This window comes from Nonomuraea sp. NPDC050540, assembly GCF_044457485.1.
GTDB lineage: Bacteria > Actinomycetota > Actinomycetes > Streptosporangiales > Streptosporangiaceae > Nonomuraea.
The window spans coordinates 206,289-222,510 of sequence record NZ_JBITHA010000001.1; the positions used below are offsets into that span (position 1 = coordinate 206,289).

Annotated in this window: 15 protein-coding genes; 6 read left to right on the top strand and 9 right to left on the bottom strand. The window is 71.7% G+C overall.

The window, feature by feature from the left end:
- Window positions 1–106: 106 nt before the first annotated feature.
- The 3 genes from ACIBI5_RS00985 (at window position 107) to ACIBI5_RS00995 (ending at window position 4,269) form a co-directional block, all read left to right on the top strand.
- A complete protein-coding gene (locus ACIBI5_RS00985; RefSeq protein WP_397241867.1) occupies window positions 107–433 on the top strand; it encodes a LysM peptidoglycan-binding domain-containing protein in 327 nt (108 codons plus the stop codon).
- 507 nt (window positions 434–940) lie between these two features.
- Window positions 941–1,444 carry a transcriptional regulator NrdR gene (nrdR, locus tag ACIBI5_RS00990; protein WP_397241869.1) on the top strand — a complete coding sequence of 168 codons (504 nt, stop codon included), beginning with the start codon at window positions 941–943 and terminating at the stop codon, window positions 1,442–1,444.
- Window positions 1,441–4,269, top strand: coding sequence for a vitamin B12-dependent ribonucleotide reductase (locus ACIBI5_RS00995; RefSeq protein ID WP_397241871.1), 2,829 nt, complete (start codon window positions 1,441–1,443; stop codon window positions 4,267–4,269). Before nrdR ends, ACIBI5_RS00995 begins: the two co-directional genes overlap by 4 nt.
- 69 nt (window positions 4,270–4,338) lie before the next feature.
- Here ACIBI5_RS00995 and ACIBI5_RS01000 read toward each other — a convergent pair whose 3' ends face one another.
- Both ACIBI5_RS01000 and ACIBI5_RS01005 read right to left on the bottom strand, forming a co-directional pair.
- Window positions 4,339–4,965, bottom strand: a complete 627-nt coding sequence (locus ACIBI5_RS01000; protein WP_397241873.1) for a hypothetical protein — start codon at window positions 4,963–4,965, stop codon at window positions 4,339–4,341.
- A gap of 117 nt (window positions 4,966–5,082) precedes the next feature.
- A complete protein-coding gene (locus tag ACIBI5_RS01005; RefSeq protein WP_397241875.1) occupies window positions 5,083–5,625 on the bottom strand; it encodes a CGNR zinc finger domain-containing protein in 543 nt (180 codons plus the stop codon).
- Between the two features lie 89 nt (window positions 5,626–5,714).
- On the opposite strand from ACIBI5_RS01005, the gene ACIBI5_RS01010 reads away from it, so the two are divergent.
- Window positions 5,715–6,551: an alpha/beta fold hydrolase gene (locus ACIBI5_RS01010; RefSeq protein WP_397241877.1), complete on the top strand. Its 837-nt coding sequence runs from the start codon at window positions 5,715–5,717 to the stop codon at window positions 6,549–6,551.
- Here ACIBI5_RS01010 and ACIBI5_RS01015 read toward each other — a convergent pair.
- From ACIBI5_RS01015 to ACIBI5_RS01025, 3 genes are all read right to left on the bottom strand, one after another.
- Window positions 6,523–7,101 (bottom strand): TetR/AcrR family transcriptional regulator, encoded by a 579-nt coding sequence (locus tag ACIBI5_RS01015; RefSeq protein WP_397241879.1) that lies wholly within the window; start codon window positions 7,099–7,101, stop codon window positions 6,523–6,525. The two genes, ACIBI5_RS01010 and ACIBI5_RS01015, sit on opposite strands and share 29 nt — an antisense overlap.
- A complete protein-coding gene (locus ACIBI5_RS01020) occupies window positions 7,082–8,293 on the bottom strand; it encodes an MFS transporter (RefSeq protein WP_397241881.1) in 1,212 nt (403 codons plus the stop codon). The genes ACIBI5_RS01015 and ACIBI5_RS01020 overlap by 20 nt, the downstream gene beginning before the upstream one ends.
- 115 nt (window positions 8,294–8,408) lie before the next feature.
- A complete protein-coding gene (locus ACIBI5_RS01025) occupies window positions 8,409–9,617 on the bottom strand; it encodes an amidohydrolase (RefSeq protein WP_397241883.1) in 1,209 nt (402 codons plus the stop codon).
- Here ACIBI5_RS01025 and ACIBI5_RS01030 point away from each other — a divergent pair.
- Entirely contained in the window at window positions 9,616–10,011 is a 396-nt protein-coding gene (locus tag ACIBI5_RS01030; protein WP_397241885.1) for an ester cyclase, read from the top strand. The two genes, ACIBI5_RS01025 and ACIBI5_RS01030, sit on opposite strands and share 2 nt — an antisense overlap.
- Here ACIBI5_RS01030 and ACIBI5_RS01035 read toward each other — a convergent pair.
- Genes ACIBI5_RS01035 through ACIBI5_RS01045 form a run of 3 tightly spaced genes read right to left on the bottom strand, consistent with a single transcriptional unit; the run spans window position 9,971 to window position 14,644 of the window.
- Entirely contained in the window at window positions 9,971–11,365 is a 1,395-nt protein-coding gene (locus ACIBI5_RS01035; protein ID WP_397241887.1) for an MFS transporter, read from the bottom strand. The genes ACIBI5_RS01030 and ACIBI5_RS01035 overlap by 41 nt on opposite strands.
- 23 nt (window positions 11,366–11,388) lie before the next feature.
- On the bottom strand, window positions 11,389–14,160 hold the full coding sequence (locus tag ACIBI5_RS01040) for a BTAD domain-containing putative transcriptional regulator (protein WP_397241889.1): 2,772 nt from the start codon (window positions 14,158–14,160) through the stop codon (window positions 11,389–11,391).
- Window positions 14,161–14,179: 19 nt separating this feature from the next.
- Complete coding sequence (locus ACIBI5_RS01045) at window positions 14,180–14,644, bottom strand: PPOX class F420-dependent oxidoreductase (RefSeq protein ID WP_397241890.1); 465 nt, start codon at window positions 14,642–14,644, stop codon at window positions 14,180–14,182.
- A 203-nt stretch (window positions 14,645–14,847) separates the two neighbouring features.
- On the opposite strand from ACIBI5_RS01045, the gene ACIBI5_RS01050 reads away from it, so the two are divergent.
- Window positions 14,848–15,633, top strand: a complete 786-nt coding sequence (locus ACIBI5_RS01050) for an alpha/beta fold hydrolase (protein ID WP_397241891.1) — start codon at window positions 14,848–14,850, stop codon at window positions 15,631–15,633.
- On the opposite strand, the gene ACIBI5_RS01055 is transcribed toward ACIBI5_RS01050, so the two are convergent.
- Window positions 15,617–16,222: a GntR family transcriptional regulator gene (locus tag ACIBI5_RS01055; RefSeq protein ID WP_397241892.1), complete on the bottom strand. Its 606-nt coding sequence runs from the start codon at window positions 16,220–16,222 to the stop codon at window positions 15,617–15,619. The two genes, ACIBI5_RS01050 and ACIBI5_RS01055, sit on opposite strands and share 17 nt — an antisense overlap.

Below are 16,222 nucleotides of genomic sequence, written 5' to 3' on the forward strand. Positions count from 1 at the left end.
AGGACGTGGTGGTGCCGAAAGCGGGGTCGCCGGACGCGGGGGTGCCGCGCGTGGTCGTGGCAGTGGTGATGGGACCGGGCGTGGGGGTGGGTCGCGCGGGGGTGAGGTGCGGGTCAATCGGCCCAAGCCTCCCGTACGGCTGACGCGGCGCGGCAGGGCGGCCCTGGTGGTGGTCGTGGCCGCGCTCGCCCTGGCCGGCCTGTGGCTGGGCACCCGGGCGGTGAGCCTCGCCTCGGCGGGCCAGGCGCTGCCCGGCACCGCGGGCCTGCCGTGGGTCGTGGTCGAGGACGGCGACACCTTGTGGACCATCGCGGGAACCGTCTCCCCCGAGGGCGACGCCGACGCCGTGGCCCGGGACATCATGCGGCTGAACGGGCTGAAGAGCTCCCTGATCCGTCCCGGCGCCCGCCTGTACATCCCCTCGGGCCGCTGAGGACGCATCGCCGTACAACCTGAAGGCAGGAGCGCGCGCCCGGCAACGGGCGCGCGTTTTGCGCGCGCACCCGGCGGAGAGCATCAGCCTCACGGACGCACCGGTGCACCACCTCTCACACCGGCCTCGGAAACCTCCGTAACCCCGGCGCACAGGGGCTTCCCGCACTCCAAGCAAGATCATCAAGGCCCAAGCGGGCGAGCCCGCCAACACCCCACCGACCTGCGGAAACAGGTCCGGGAACACCTGCCTCGCCCAGCTTGTTGACGCCGACACGCCCGGCCGAAGCGCCCATCACCCCGCTGATCAGCGACTTCGGTGGGAAGGGCCGCGCCAACTTGCGTTCATGGTCGCGCGCTTCTAACTTAGGACCACAACATCTAGTAGTTACACCGATGTAGTTCACCACAACTTGTGTTTCCGTGACCGCTCCATGGCTCGCCGTGGGGTGTGCGCGAGCGTACGGGGACAACCGCTTTACGCGGCCGTTCGAGGAGGCGAAGCAGCGTGCACTGTCCGTTCTGCCGCCACCCCGACACGAGGGTCATCGACAGCCGCTCCACGGACGACGGCGCGGCCATCAGGCGACGCCGGACGTGTCCGGAGTGCGGGCGCAGGTTCACCACCCAGGAGACGGTCCTGCTGATGGTGAGCAAGCGTAGCGGGGTGACCGAGCCCTTCTCACGGGACAAGGTCGTCGCGGGCGTACGGCGGGCCTGTCAGGGCAGGCCGGTGACCGAGGACTCCCTGGCTCAGCTGGGGCAGAGGGTCGAGGAGGTCATCCGGGCCAGGGGCGCGGCGGAAATCCCCTCCAACGAGGTGGGGCTGGCGATCCTGGGCCCGCTGCGGGAGCTGGACGAGGTGGCGTACCTGCGGTTCGCATCGGTATATCGCGGTTTCGAGAGCCTGGCGGACTTCGAGGCCGAGATCGAACAGTTGAAGACGGAGAGGGAGTCGAGCCGCACCGGCACGACGAGCTCGGCCGTCAAGGGCCTGAAGGGGGAGTCATGACGGAGACGGCAAGCGGTTCAGTGGCGCGCGGGGGCAAGAAGCCCCGCAAGGGTCTGAGGATGAAGCGGATCTTCACCAAGCCGGGCGTGCATCCCTACGACGAGATCACCTGGGAGCGCCGTGACGTCGTCATGACCAACTGGCGCGACGGGTCGGTCAATTTTGAGCAGCGGGGTGTCGAGTTCCCCGAGTTCTGGTCGGTCAACGCGGCCAACATCGTGACCACCAAGTACTTCCGGGGCGCCGTGGGCACCCCGCAGCGTGAGTGGAGCCTGAAGCAGCTGGTCGACCGCGTGGTCGGCATGTACACCAAGACCGCGGTCGAGCACGGCTACTTCGCCACGGACGAGGACGCCGAGATCTTCGATCACGAGCTCAAGTACGCGCTCTCGCACCAGGTCTTCGCCTTCAACTCGCCGGTCTGGTTCAACGTGGGCACGCAGTCCCCGCAGCAGGTCAGCGCGTGTTTCATCCTTGCCGTGGACGACCAGATGGAGTCGATCCTGGAGTGGTACAAGGAAGAGGGCGTGATCTTCAAGGGCGGCTCCGGCTCTGGCATCAACCTGTCCCGCATCCGCTCCTCCAAGGAACTTCTCTCCAGCGGCGGTACGGCCAGCGGCCCTGTCAGCTTCATGCGCGGCGCCGACGCCTCGGCCGGGACCATCAAGTCGGGCGGTGCCACGCGGCGCGCGGCCAAGATGGTCGTGCTCGACGTCGACCACCCCGACATCGAGGAGTTCATCGACACCAAGGCCCGCGAAGAGGACAAGATCCGCGCCCTGCGCGACGCCGGTTACGACATGGACCTGGGCGGCAAGGACATCGTGTCCGTGCAGTACCAGAACGCCAACAACTCCGTGCGCGTCTCCGACGAGTTCATGCACGCGGTGGAGAAGGGCGAGAAGTTCGGCCTGCGCGCCCGCCTGACCGGCGAGGTCATCGAGGAGGTCGACGCCCAGGGCCTGTTCCGCAAGATGGCCAAGGCCGCGTGGGAGTGCGCCGACCCGGGCATCCAGTACGACGGCACGATCAACGACTGGCACACCAGCCCGGAGACCGGCCGCATCACCGCGTCCAACCCGTGCAGTGAGTACGTCCACCTGGACAACTCCTCCTGCAACCTGGCCAGCATCAACCTGCTGAAGTTCCTGAAGGACGACAACTCCTTCGACATCGCGAACTTCGTGAAGCTCACCGAGCTGATCATCACCGCGATGGACGTCTCGATCACCTTCGCGGACTTCCCGACGGAGAAGATCGGCGAGACCACCCGCGCCTACCGCCAGCTCGGCATCGGCTACGCCAACCTGGGCGCTCTGCTCATGGCCACCGGCCACGCCTACGACTCCGACGGCGGCCGCGCGGTGGCCGGCACCATCACGAGCCTGATGACCGGTGTCTCCTACCGCCGCAGCGCGGAGCTGGCCGCGGCCGTCGGCGCGTACGAGGGCTATGCCCGCAACGCCGAGCCGCACAAGCGCGTCATGCGCAAGCACGCCGCCGCCAACGACAACCTGCGCACGGTCGGCATCATGGACTCCAAGATCCACACTGAGGCGTCCAAGCAGTGGTCGGAGTGCCTCAAGCTCGGCGAGAAGAACGGCTACCGCAACGCCCAGGCGTCGCTGCTGGCCCCGACCGGCACCATCGGCCTGATGATGGACTGCGACACCACCGGGATCGAGCCGGACCTGGCGCTGGTCAAGTTCAAGAAGCTCGTCGGCGGCGGCTCGATGCAGATCGTCAACCAGACGATCCCGCGCGCGCTCAAGCAGCTGCGCTACCAGCAGGAGCAGATCGAGGCGATCGTCGAGTACATCGCCGAGCACGGCCACGTCGTCGACGCGCCCGGCCTCAAGCAGGAGCACTACGAGGTGTTCGACTGCGCGATGGGTGAGCGCGCGATCGCGCCGATGGGCCACGTGCGGATGATGGCCGCCACGCAGCCGTTCCTGTCGGGCGCCATCTCCAAGACGGTCAACCTGCCCGAGTCGGCCACGATCGACGACATCGAGCAGGTCTACCTGGAGGGCTGGAAGCTCGGCCTGAAGGCGCTGGCCGTCTACCGCGACAACTGCAAGGTCGGCCAGCCGCTGTCGGTCGGGGGCAAGAAGGAGGAGGCCAAGACCACCGAGGCCGCCGCCGGCGAGCCCGAGGTCAAGGTCATCGAGGTCAACCGGCCGACCCGCCGCCGCATGCCCAACCAGCGCCCCAGCACGACGACCCGCTTCACGGTCGGCGGCGCCAAGGGCTACATGACCGCCTCGTCCTACCCGGACGACGGTCTGGGCGAGGTCTTCCTCAAGATGTCCAAGCAGGGCTCGACGCTGGCGGGCGTCATGGACGCCTTCTCCGTGGCGATCTCGATCGGGCTGCAGTACGGCGTGCCGCTCGAGACGTACATGAGCAAGTTCGTCAACATGCGTTTCGAGCCCGCCGGAATGACGGACGACCCGGACATCCGGATGGCCACGTCGGTGATGGACTACATCTTCCGCCGCCTGGCCCTGGACCACCTGCCGTACGACGAGCGGGCCGCCCTGGGCATCTTCTCTGCCGCCGAGCGGGCCGCGCAGCAGCGTGGTGAGGACCCGGCGCCGCTGCACGAGTCTGTGGACCGGGAGATCCTGGCCCAGTCCGCGCCGATAGAGGCCGCCAAGCCGGAGCCGGCGGCCGAGCCCGCGCCGGGCCGTGAGCTGACGCTGGAGAGCCACCAGCGTTTCACGGCGGACGCGCCGCTCTGCATGACGTGCGGCACCAAGATGCGCCCCGCGGGCAGCTGCTACGTCTGCGAGGGCTGCGGCTCGACCAGCGGCTGCAGCTGACGGCGACCCGACCGGACGCCCGGCCCCGCACGGGGGCCGGGCGTCCGGCGTCTTCGAATGGTGCTGATTTCAGTCCGCCGCCGGGGCGATCTGCGGCTGCGCGGCTGTCCCGCCGGAGAGCTCGCGCCCGTGGTTGAGCGTGTAGTCGAGCTGCATGGCCAGGCGCGGGAGGTTCGCCGGAGGCAGATACGCTTCGGCCCCGGCGTCGAGCAGCCGCCGGACCGGACCGTGGTACTGGACGCCGAGCTCGTCGTCCTCGATCTCGGTGACGATGATGCGCGCCTTCGTGAACATTCCCCGCAGCGCCCCGATCAGCTGCGGGCTGCCCGGCGGCACGAGAAGCACGTCGGCCGTCAAGGGCGCCGCTTTCATGTCGAGGACGACGTAGTCCGCGCCGAGCTGGGTGGACAGCGCCACCCGGGCCGCGGTCGACAGCTCCATCGCGGTGGCCACGACGGTCACGCCGTCGTAGTCCACCGGCGCCTGCTCGGTGACCTCGTCGGGCGCGCCGCGCTCGACGACGGCGCCCTCGACCACGTCGACGGTGCCGGCGATCGTCGCGATCGGCGCGCCGTCGCGCGTGACGACCAGGTTCTCGCCGGGCGGGAGGTCGTCGAGGAGCGCCACGATGTCCTCGGGAAGACGACTCACGTCGATGTGCTGCGGGGAGCGTGCGGCGCGCTTGCGGCTCACCATGCCGGAGACACACCCACGGCGGCGGGGCTCGGCCAGATCATCACATGAACCACTCCAGATGCTTGTGATCTCGTTTGACGCCCGGATCTGATCAATGGTTCGAGGATCCGGAAGAGTTCAAGCGGGCTTGTGGCGCTGGTAGTGGCGGGCCACGCGGGCGCGGTTGCCGCAGCGGGCGGTCGAGCACCAGCGGCGGCGCGGGTGCGCGGGGACGAACAACATCACGCAGTCATGTCCCTCGCACTGCCGGATACGGCCGGCGTCCGGGCCGGCGAGCAGGTCGGCGGCGGCTTCGGCGAGCTGGGCCACCAGGCGTTCGCCGGGCGTGCCGGAGCGCCGGGGGAGCGCGGCGACGGCCCCGTCGCGCCAGGAGAGCTCGCGGTAGGCGGGCGCCATCCGCTGCGCCTGCGTGAGGGCGCGCAGGACCTCCTCGGGCGGGGCGGTGCCGGTGCGCAGGTGCGAGACGGCGACGGCCACCAGTTCGCGCAGCTCGCGTACCTGGGCGACGTCGCGCTCGGCGACCGGTTCGTCCCGCAGCCTGCCCCGCTGGAGGACCAGCCAATGGCGCAGGTCGGCGGGGGTGGCGAGGAGGTCACCGACGCTCGGTCTGGTGTTGACGAGGTCGAGGGCCAGATGTTCGCCGGTGAGCGGATCCGTCATGTCACTAATTCTATATCCCTGGGTTGACGCATTAGGTCGCGACACGCTACAACTAATGCATCTTCACTAACGAAAGGCATTAGTTCAGCATGTATGCCGACGTCGAAGGCGTGCGCGTCTTCTACCGCGAGTCCGTCCCCGCCACGCCCGACGCTCCTGTGCTCCTGCTGCTGCACGGCTTCCCGTCCGGCTCGCACCAGTTCCGGCAGCTGATCGCCGAACTCGGCGACCGATACCGGCTGATCGCCCCCGACTATCCGGGTTTCGGCCACACCCAGGCGCCCGAGGACTTCACCTACTCCTTCGACCGGCTCGCCGACATCACCGAGGGGTTCGTGCGCGAACTCGGCCTCACCCGCTTCACCATGTACGTCTTCGACTTCGGCGCCCCGATCGGCTTCCGTCTCGCGCTGCGGCACCCCGAGTGGATCGCCGGTCTCGTGATCCAGAACGGCAACGCCTATGAGGAGGGCCTGTCGGCCGGAGCTCGCGACTTCGTCGCCCTGCGGCCGGAGACGCCCGGCGCGGAGGAGACGATCCGCGGCCTGCTCACCCTGTCCGGCACCCGCGGCCAGTACGAGTCGGGCACCCGTCACCCCGAGCGCCTCTCGCCCGACGGCTGGACGCTCGACCAGCACTTCCTGGACCTGCCCGGCCGCAAGGAGGCCCAGGTCGCGCTGGCCTTCGACTACCGCTCCAACGTCGAGCAGTACGACAGGTGGCAGGCATGGCTGCGCGAGCACACCCCGCCCGCCCTGATCGTGTGGGGCCGCAACGACCCGTTCTTCCCCGAGCCCGGCGCCCGCGCCTACCTGCGCGATCTGCCCGGCGCCGAGCTCCACGTCTTCGACACCGGCCACTTCGCGCTGGAGGAGGACCTGGCGGAGATCGCCCCGCTCATCGCCCGGTTTCTGGACCGGGTGTGAGCAGCACGGCCCGCAGGATGTCCTCCCAGTCCTCCCTGCCGGGCGGCGTGTCGGTGAGCAGCGCCTGCATCAGCACGCCGTCGATCGTGCCGGCGAGGACGCGCAGCCGTACCGGATCGTCGGTGTGGCGGCGGCCGAAGCGCTCGACGGCGGCCAGCCAGCGCCGGGTGGGCTCGCGCAGCTCGGGTCGGCGGGCGGCCAGGAGGTAGAGCTCGTACTCGGCGAGCAGGTGGGCGGGGGCGGCCACGACCCGGCACATCAGCGCCGCCAGGGCCCGCAGGCCCTCCTCGGGGTCGTCCATGTCGGCCAGGCGGCGCATGCGCTCGGCGTCCTCGTCCATGCAGGAGGTCAGCGCGGCGGTGAGCAGGTCGTCGATGGCCTTGAAGTAGTAGGCGGCGGCGGTGGCGGGCTGGCCGGCCTCCTTGGCGACGGTGCGGTGGCTGACACCGGCCACGCCGTCGCGGGCGACCACCCGGATCGTCGCCTCGATCAGTTCCCGCTTGCGTTGCTCGCCCTTGATGCGGCGCCCGTCAGTGAGCGGCTCGTTCACCTTTCGCCTCCTTTCCTGCCGGGGCGCGGGCGGCCCGGACGGCCAGCGTCAGCGCGACCGCTCCCGCCGCGACGGCGACGCCGAACCCGCTCGTCGGGCCGTAGCGGTCGACCAGCGCGCCCGCGAACGCCGCGCCCAGCGCGATGCCCGCGCTCAGCCCGGTGATCGCCCAGGTCATCCCCTCGGTGAGCGACGAGGCGGGAACCGCGCGCTCCACGAGCCTCATCACCACGATCATCGTAGGGGCGAAGAACAGCCCGGCGGCGAACACCGCCGCGGCCAGCGCCGCCACGCCGCCCGCGAACAGCAGCGGCACCGTGGTCAGCGCGGTCCCGGTCACGCTGACGAGCAGCAGCCGGGGCAGCGGCACCGCGAGCCGCAGCGCCCCGAACACCAGCCCGGACAGCGCCGACCCGCCCGCGTAGGCGGCCAGGACGAACCCGGCGCTCGCCGGTGCGCCCGCCTGGGCGGCGAAGGCCACGCTGACCACGTCGACCGTGCCCGCGATCACGCCGCCCGCCGCCAGGAGCAGCGCCAGCAGCCGCACCGCCGGGATCCGGACGGCCGAGCGGCTCGGGCCGGCGGCGGCGTCGTACCTCTGAACGGGCGGCTCGGTGCGCCGCTGCGGCACCAGCAGCACGACCCCGGCCACCAGCAGCACCCCGGCCACCAGCGGGCCCGCCTCGGGGAACCACGCCGTGGACAGTGCCACCGACAGCGCAGGACCGATGACGAAGGTCAGCTCGTCCACCACCGACTCCAGCGAGAAGGCCGCGTGCAGATGGGGGGAGTCGCGGTGCGCGTGGGTCCAGCGGGCGCGGACCATCGCGGCCAGGTTGGGCAGCGTCCCGGCCAGCGCGGCGAAGACGAACAACGTCCAGGCGGGCGCGCCGGAGCGGGCGCACAGCAGGAGGGCGGCGAGCCCGGCGACGCTGAGCCCGGCGGCGGGCAGCAGCACCCGCCCCTGCCCCAGCCGGTCCACCAGCCGCGACACCTGCGGACCCGCGAGGGCGGTGGACAGCGTGAAGGTCGCGGCCACGGCTCCGGCGAGCGCGTAGCCGCCCCGCATCTGGGACAACATCGTCAGCACTCCGATCCCGGTCATCGAGATGGGCATGCGCCCCACGAATCCGGCGAGGGAGAAGGCCACGGCGCCTGGCGTCCTGAACAACGCCGCATAGGGGTTGGCCATGGGAGAAGCCTCCGCAAACAAATTGAACGAGTGTTAGATTTTTTCACTGTACGGCATGCCGCAAACCAACGCGCCGCGCCCCCAAACGGGACGCGGCGCGTTAAGGCGTGAAAAATCAGGACTCGCGGTAGTAGGGGTCGGCCACCACACCCTCGCCCAGCTCATCGGAGAACGTGTACACCTCACGCCCGGACACGAAGACCCTCAGCGCCCTGCTCATGACGTCCAGCGGATCCCCCGACCAGATCACCACGTCGCCGTCGAGCCCCGGCGCCAGCGCCCCGACCCGGTCGTCCAGCCCCATGATCTTGGCCGGGTTCACCGTGATGGATCGCAGAGCCGTCTCCCGGTCGAGCCCCTCCTTCACGGCCAGCGTCGCCTGGTGCACCAGGAAGTGGATCGGCACCACCGGATGGTCGGTCGTGATGGCCAGCTCGACGCCCGCCCTGGCCAGAATGCCGGGGTTGCGCAACGACCGCTGGCGCAGCTCCACCTTCGTCCGGCTGGTGAACAGCGGCCCGATGATCACCGGAATCCGCCGCTCGGCGAGCACGTCGGCCAGCAGATGCCCCTCCGTGGCGTGGTTGACGATCACCCGGTAGCCGAATTCGTCGGCCAGGCGCAGCGCGGTGGCGATGTCGTCGGCGCGGTGGGTGTGCTGGCACCAGGGCAGCTCCCCGTCCAGCACCCTGACCAGCACCTCCATCGTGCCGTCCCGGTCGAACGGCTTGCCCTCGTCGGCCGCCGCCGCCCGCTTGGCCCGGTAGTCCTGGGCCTTCATGAACGCGTCGCGGATCACCGCGGCCACGCCCTGGCGGGTCGAGGGCAGCTTCTTCTGGTCGCCGTACACCCGCTTGGGGTTCTCGCCGAGCGCGCTCTTCACGCTTACCGGCTCGCGCAGGAGCATCTCCTCCACGCTCCTGCCCCAGCACTTGAGCGCCACGGTCTGCCCGCCGATGGGGTTGGCGGAGCCCGGCTTGATCACCGCGGTGGTGACGCCGCCGGACAGCGCGTCGCCGAAGCCGAGGTCGGCCGGGTTGATCGCGTCGAGCGCGCGCAGGCGGGCGCCGTTCGGGTCGGTCATCTCGTTGGTGTCCTGGCCGGCCCAGCCGTCGGCCTCCTCGTGGACGCCCATGTGCCCGTGAGCCTCGACGAAGCCGGGCAGCACCCAGGCGCCGCCCGCGTCCACGATCTCGACGCCGTCGGGCACGCTCACGTCCGCGCCGACGGCGGTGATCTTCCCGTCCTGGATGAGAATGGTGCCGTTCTCGACGGGCGCGCCCGTCACGGGCACGACATAACCCCCGGTAATCGCAACGTTCATGAAGGGCAACCTAGTGGGTACGTCGCTGGATATGGTCATCAACCTGTACGAACGCTGGCTCCTGGAGATGTGGAACGGCGACTTCGCACTCGCCCGGGAACTCGTCACCGACGACTTCACCGGCCACTGGCCCGGCATGGACGTACGGGGCCCCGACGAGCTGATCGAGGTGCTGAAGCAGGGCCACGAACCCTTCACCGGCGTGAAGGTCACGCTCGACGTGGGCCCGATCGTCACCGGCGACCTCGTGGCCGCCCGCTGGACGTTCAGCGGCGACCATCAGGGCAGGCCGATCGCCTTCAGCGGCCACGACATCCTGCGGGCCGAAGGCGGCCGCTTCGCCGAGTACTGGGTCATGTCCGACGTGAAGGGACTGGAAGCTCAGCTCGGGTGAGCGCCCGGCGGCCGTTGCAGGCCACCACGGCGACCACGACCAGGATCAGCGCGAGATCGATCGCGGCCGACCAGCGCATGCCCGCGGCGTAGCCGCCCGGTCCCGCGGCCGCCGCGAAGAACACCGCCCCGATCACCGCGACCCCGCCGGACCCGGCGAACTGCTGGGCCGTCGTCAGGAAGCCCGAGGCGATGCCCGCCTGCCCCGGCTCCACCTCGACCAGCGCGGTGCCGATCAGCTGCGGCAGCACCAGCCCGTTGCCGGTGCCGACCACCATGAGCGCCGCGATGGTCCACGGCACCCCTTCCACGAAGAGCATCCCGGTCAGCCCGGCCGCGGTGACACAGCCGCCGATCATGACGACCCGCGGGCCGTACCGGCGGACCAGGCGGCTGCCGAGCAGCGAGGTGATCGAGAACATCAGCCCCATCGGCGCGAACGCCAGCCCCGCCTGGAACGCGTCCAGCCCGAACCCGCCCTGCAGCAGCAGCGTCAGCGTGAACATGAACGACACGAAATAGGCGGTGAAAGCGGTGACCGCGCCGACCCCGGCGACGTAGGAGCGCACCTTCAGCAACGCCAGGTCCAGCACGGGCTGACCGCCGCGCGCGGCCAGCACCCGCTGCCACCACCCGGTCAGCGCCAGCACCGGTACGGCGGAAGCCATGCACACCAACGCCCACACCGGCCAGCCCAGGCTGTGCCCGAGCCCGAGCGGCACCAGCAGCAACGCCAGCCCGAGCGCCAGCCCGGCGGCGCCACGCAGGTCCAGCCGCGCGTACGTCCCCGGGCCGGCCTTCGGCAGCAGGCGGGCCGCCAGGACGATCGTGACCACGCCGATCGGCAGGTTGAGCAGGAAGACGATCCGCCATCCCAGGCCCAGGACGTCGACGGTGAGCAGCAGCCCGCCGAGCACCTGCCCGGCGATCGCGCCGACGCCGCCCGCGACGCCGTACCAGCCGACGGCCATGGGGCGCTCGCGCGGCTCGAAGATCACCGGGATCATCGCCAGCACCTGCGGCACCATGATCGCGCCGGCCAGCCCTTGCAGGAGCCGGGCGGCGATGAGCTGGGCCGGGTCGAGTGCCAGCCCGCACAGGACCGAGGCGAGGGTGAACGCGGTCATCCCGGCGACGAACATCCCGCGGTAGCCGTAGCGGTCGCCCAGCCGCCCGCCGGTGATCATCCCGGCGGCGAACGTGAACGCGTAGCCGCCCACGATCAGCTCAAGCTGCGCCTGGCTCGCGCCCAGTTCCCGCTCGAAGGCCGGCGCGGCCACGTTGACCACGAAGAAGTCGAACTGCGCCATGAACCAGGCCACGAGCAGCACGGCGAGCATCCGTCCACGTCTCACGCCCCCACGCTAGAACCTCAACCTCAGCTGAGATCAAGGCGGACCGCCCGTTCCTCCTGGTGGAGGCGTTCGAGGTGGTAGGCGTCGCCGGTCTCCTCGATGAGGGCGGCGGCCTCGGTCAGGTGGGCGTGGGCCCTGGACGGGTCGCCGAGCCGCCGGTAGGCCGTGGCCAGGGCCATCAGGCAGGCGATCGTGCACTTCTTGCTGTTGAGCGCCACGGCCAGCGCGTGGGTGCGCGTCAGCCGTTCCAGCGCCTCCTCGAAGTCGTACAGGTCCAGGTAGAGCTCGGCCAGCTCGCGGCCCGTGGACAGGACCTGGAAGTCGTCGCCCGCCTCGACGGCCAGGTCGAACGCCCGCGTCAGCAGGTCCCGCGCCTCGGCCGATCGGCCCAGGCCGCGGTAGGCGGAGCCGGCGATGAACAGCGCGAAGCGCTCCCCGACGGCGAACCCCTCCCTGCGGGCGAGGGCCAGCTGGGCCAGGGCCGAGTCGAGTGCCTGCGCGAACAGGCCGCCGGTGTGCTGGGTCGAGGCCATGTTGCCCAGGGCCCGCTGCTCGCAGAACGGGTCCGCCAGCCGCCGGGCCAGGTCGAGCTGTTGCTCGTAGTGCCAGATGGCCTCGGGAGTGCGGTGGTAGCAGTTGGCCGTGTGGCCCAGGTGGTTGTGGCACTCCAGGATCAGCCGGTCCTGGCCCAGCCGCCGGGACACGACCAGGGCCCGTTCGTTGAGCCGCCGCATGTCGGCCATGGCGCACGCGTCGATCTGGTGCCACAGGAGCGCGAACGTCACGGCGACGCCCAGCGCGGCGATCTCGTCGTCGGGCTCGCCCATCGCCTGCCACGCCGCCGCGACCAGGTTGGGATCCTCGGCGACGAGCCACGCGCACGCCTCGTCCCGGTCGGCGAAGGGCTGGGGTTCGGCGGTGACCGGCGGGCCGGCGGGCTGCACCCGGTGCGGGTCGCGCAGGATGGTGGCCGCGCGGGCCGTGGCGGCGTAGAAGCCCAGGGCTCTGAGCAGCGGTTCGCGGCGCCGTCGCGGGGCGATCTCGCGGGCGAACAGCCGTACGAGGTCGTGCAGGTGGTAGCGGCCGGACCGCACGCGGTCGATCAGATGCGCCGCGGCCAGCCGGTTCAGCGCCCGCTCGGCGACCGCGACGCCCGTTCCCATGAGCGCCGCCACCACCTGCGGCGACAACTCGGCCACGTCGAGCAGTCCCAGGGCGGCGAGGGCCTCGGCGGCCTGCCGGTCGCGCTCGTGCTCGCTGCCGGCCAGCGCGCTCCAGCTGCCCATCAGGCTGGAGCGCACCGCGATGTCGCCCGCCTGCAGCTCCTCCAGCCGGGAGTGCTCGTCCTCCAGCAGGGCCACGTGCCGGGCCAGGCCCGCGTGCGGGTCGTCCAGCAGCCGCGCCGCCGCGACCCTGATCGCCAGCGGCAGGCCGCCGCACAGCTCGACCAGCCGCCGGCCCGCCAGCGGCTCGGCCCGCACCCGCTCGCCGCCCACCAGCTCGGCCAGCATGGCCGCGCCCTCCGGCTCCGGCAGCGTCGCCAGGCCGACCTGCGCGCAGTCGTCGACGCAGGAGAAGGACTCTCTGCTGGTCAGGAGTACGGCGTTGCCCGCCGGCACCGACAGCAGCGGCCGTACCTGGGCCGGGTCCTTGGCGTCGTCGAGCACGACGAGCACGCGCCGGCCGTCCAGGCGGCTGTGCCACAGGGCGATGGCCTCGTCCAGATCGACCGGTACGTCCTCGGCCGCCACGCCCAGCGCCCGTAAGAACCGGCCCAGCGCCTCCAGCGGGCTCACCGCCTGAACCCCGGGCGTGGCGCCGCGCAGGTTCGTGAACAGCCGGCCGTCGGGGAACCGGGCGTGCAGCAGGTGGGCCACGTGGACGGCCAACGCGGACTTGCCCGCCCCCGCCACGCCGGTGACGGCCACCACGGACGCCTGCGCCGTGCCGGCGGGCGGCGCCAGCAGCGAGCACAGCGCCGCCGTCTCGGCCTCGCGGCCCACGAAGCCACGCAGGTCGCGTGGCAGTTGCTGCGGCGCGCGGCGGTCACGGACCTGCCCCAGCCCCTCCAGGGCCGCGCGCAACCCCTGCCCGGGACGCACGCCCAGCTCCTCGGCCAGGTTGTGGCGCGCCCGCTCGAACGATCTGGCCGCCTCCGCCCGGCGGCCGCTGCCGGCCTGGGCGCGGATCAGCAGCTCCCACAGCCGCTCGCGCAGCGGATGGGCGTGCGCCACCTGCTCCAGGCCGTCCAGCGCGTCGGCGTCGCGGCCCGCGTCGAGCAGCAGCGCGGCCCTTTCCTCGACGACGGTCAGCCGGAGCTCCTCCAGCCGCTGCCCCTCGATCTCCGCGAACGGGCCCGGCAGGCCGAACAGCGCAGGACCCCGCCACAGCCCGAGCGCCTCGTCCAGATGGGCCAGCGCCCGGTCAGCCGGTAAGGCGCGGGCCCGCTCGACGCGGTCGGCGAAGACCAGGGAGTCGACGCACGAGGGGGCCAGAGCCAGCAGGTAGCCGCCGCGCACGCCTCTCAGCAGTCCGGCCGGGGCGCGCGGGGACCGCCCTGGCTCCAGCGCCCGCCGCAGCCCGGCGATGTAGGTGTGGACGTTCTGTACGGCACTGCGCGGGGCGCTCTCGCCCCACACCCCGTCGACCAGCGCCTCCACCGTGACCGGCGCGCCCGCCCGCGCGGCCAGCATCGCCAGCACGGCCTGCCTGCGCGGCGCCCCGAGCTCGACGGCGCGCGAGCCGTCCCGCGCGCCCACCGATCCGAGCAGCCGGATGAAGATGCCTTCCGCCACCCCTCCAGCATCCCCGATGTCAGTCCGCCAGTCGCGCGGGAAACCCGCCGGTGGCGATCGGGCCCCAGGAGTCGATGGTGATCCGGATCAGCGACTTGTCCTGGTGGCGCATGGCCTCGCGGTACTCCCGCCAGTCCGGGTGCTCGCCGGCGATGCACCGGAAGTACTCCACCAGCGCGTCCTCGGCGTCCGGCATGTCCAGCACCTCGGCGCGGCCGTCGACCTGCACGTACGGGCCGTTCCAGTCGTCGGACAGCACGCAGATCGACACCTGTTCCTCGCGCCGGGCGTTGTGCGCCTTGGCGCGGTCCGGGTAGGTGGACACGACGATCCGCCCGGACTCGTCCACGCCGCAGGCGACCGGCGAGAGCTGGGGGCGGCCGGAGGCGCGGGCCGTGGACAGCAGCCCGTGGTGGCGCGGGCGCAGAAACTCCAGCAGCTCGGGCAGGTCGACGCGGGTCGTGGTGGCGATCGTGCGGGGCATGGGGCGACCCTAGCGCGTCTGCCGTTTGGTGGGCGGGATCGCGTGACGGACCGGCCGTGAGCATGGTCGGGCCCGGGGTGGGTGACGGCGCGCCGGGCAGCCGGGTCGTGGCGGGGGAGGGGGCCGCGCCGGCGGTTGTGGGTGATCGCGGTGATCTGTACGGTCGCCGCCGTGGGCATCCCCACCATGCTGAGGAGGAAGTGATGGCAACCGTCGCCCGAGAGGGAGCCGATCTGGCCTACGCGGTGAGCGGCAGGGAGGGCGGGCCGCTCGCGGTCCACGTCCACGGCGCCATGTCCAGCAGGGCCGCTGAGCGGCGGCACGGGCTGTTCGTGTGGGAGCCGGTGGAGGAGGTGGCCAGGCTGGTCCGCTATGACGTCCGCGGCCACGGCGAGTCGAGCGGCCGGGCCGTACCCGAGGACTATGTCTTCACGAACCTGGCCGACGACCTGCTCGCGGTGATCGACCGCGTGGACGCCGGGCCGGTGACCGGGATGGGCGCCTCCATGGGCACGGCCACCGTGCTGCACGCCGCGCTGAAGCGGCCGGAGGCCTTCGAACGGTTCGTGCTGATCATCCCGCCGACCGCGTGGGAGACCAGGAAGGCGGTGGCCGCCCACTACCGGGAGGCGGCCGAGGCGCTGGAGACCCGGGGAACGAAGGGCTTCGCCGACCTGATGGCCGGAGAGGAACCGCCCGCGATCTTCGCGCAGGGGCCCGCGTTCCCGCTGCCGGACGTCTCCTGGGATCTGCTGCCCTCGGTCATGCGCGGTCTGGCCGCCTCCGACCTGCCCGCGCCGGCGGAGCTGTCCGCGCTGACGCACCCGGCGCTGATTCTGGCCTGGGACACCGACGACGGCCATCCTTTGTCCACGGCCGAGGCGCTCGCCGGCCTGCTCCCGGCCGCCACTCTGCACGTCTCGGACACCGTGGCCGGCATCCGCACCTGGCCGGCGCGCGTCGCGGCCTTCCTCACGGCGCGTAGCTGAGGATGTGCTCGCGCAGGAGGCCCGGGGCCCGGGGGTCGCCCGCGCGGAAGGCGTCCACGAGCGGTTGGTGGTCGGCGGCGTTCTCGTGGAGTTCGGCGCGGAACACCCGGATCGACAGGTGTGTCCACACCTCCAGGCCCAGGCCGTCCCACACCGACAGCAGCAGCGCGTTGCCCGAGGCGGCGACGATCTCCCGGTGGAAGGCGATCCCGGCCGACACCTGGCCGGACAGCGAGCCGGTCGCCGCGGCCGCTTCGAGCCGGGCCGTGTGGGCCTCCAGCGCCTCCACCGCCGGGGCGCCCAGGCGGGCCGCGGTCTCCTCGAGCCCGGCCCGCACCTGGTAGACCTCGCGCAGGTCGGCCCGGGTGACGGGGCGTACGCGCGCGCCTTTGTTGGGCGAGGACTCGATCAGGCGCAGCGACTCCAGCTCGCGCAGCGCCTCGCGGACCGGGGCCTGGCTGACGCCCAGGTCGGCGGCCACGCGGCGCTCCACGATGCGCTCGCCGGGGGCCCAGCGGCCGGTGATCAGGCCGTCCAGCAGTTGCCGGCGGATGTCGTCGCGGAGCGGGGATCGCACTACGGGTTTCAC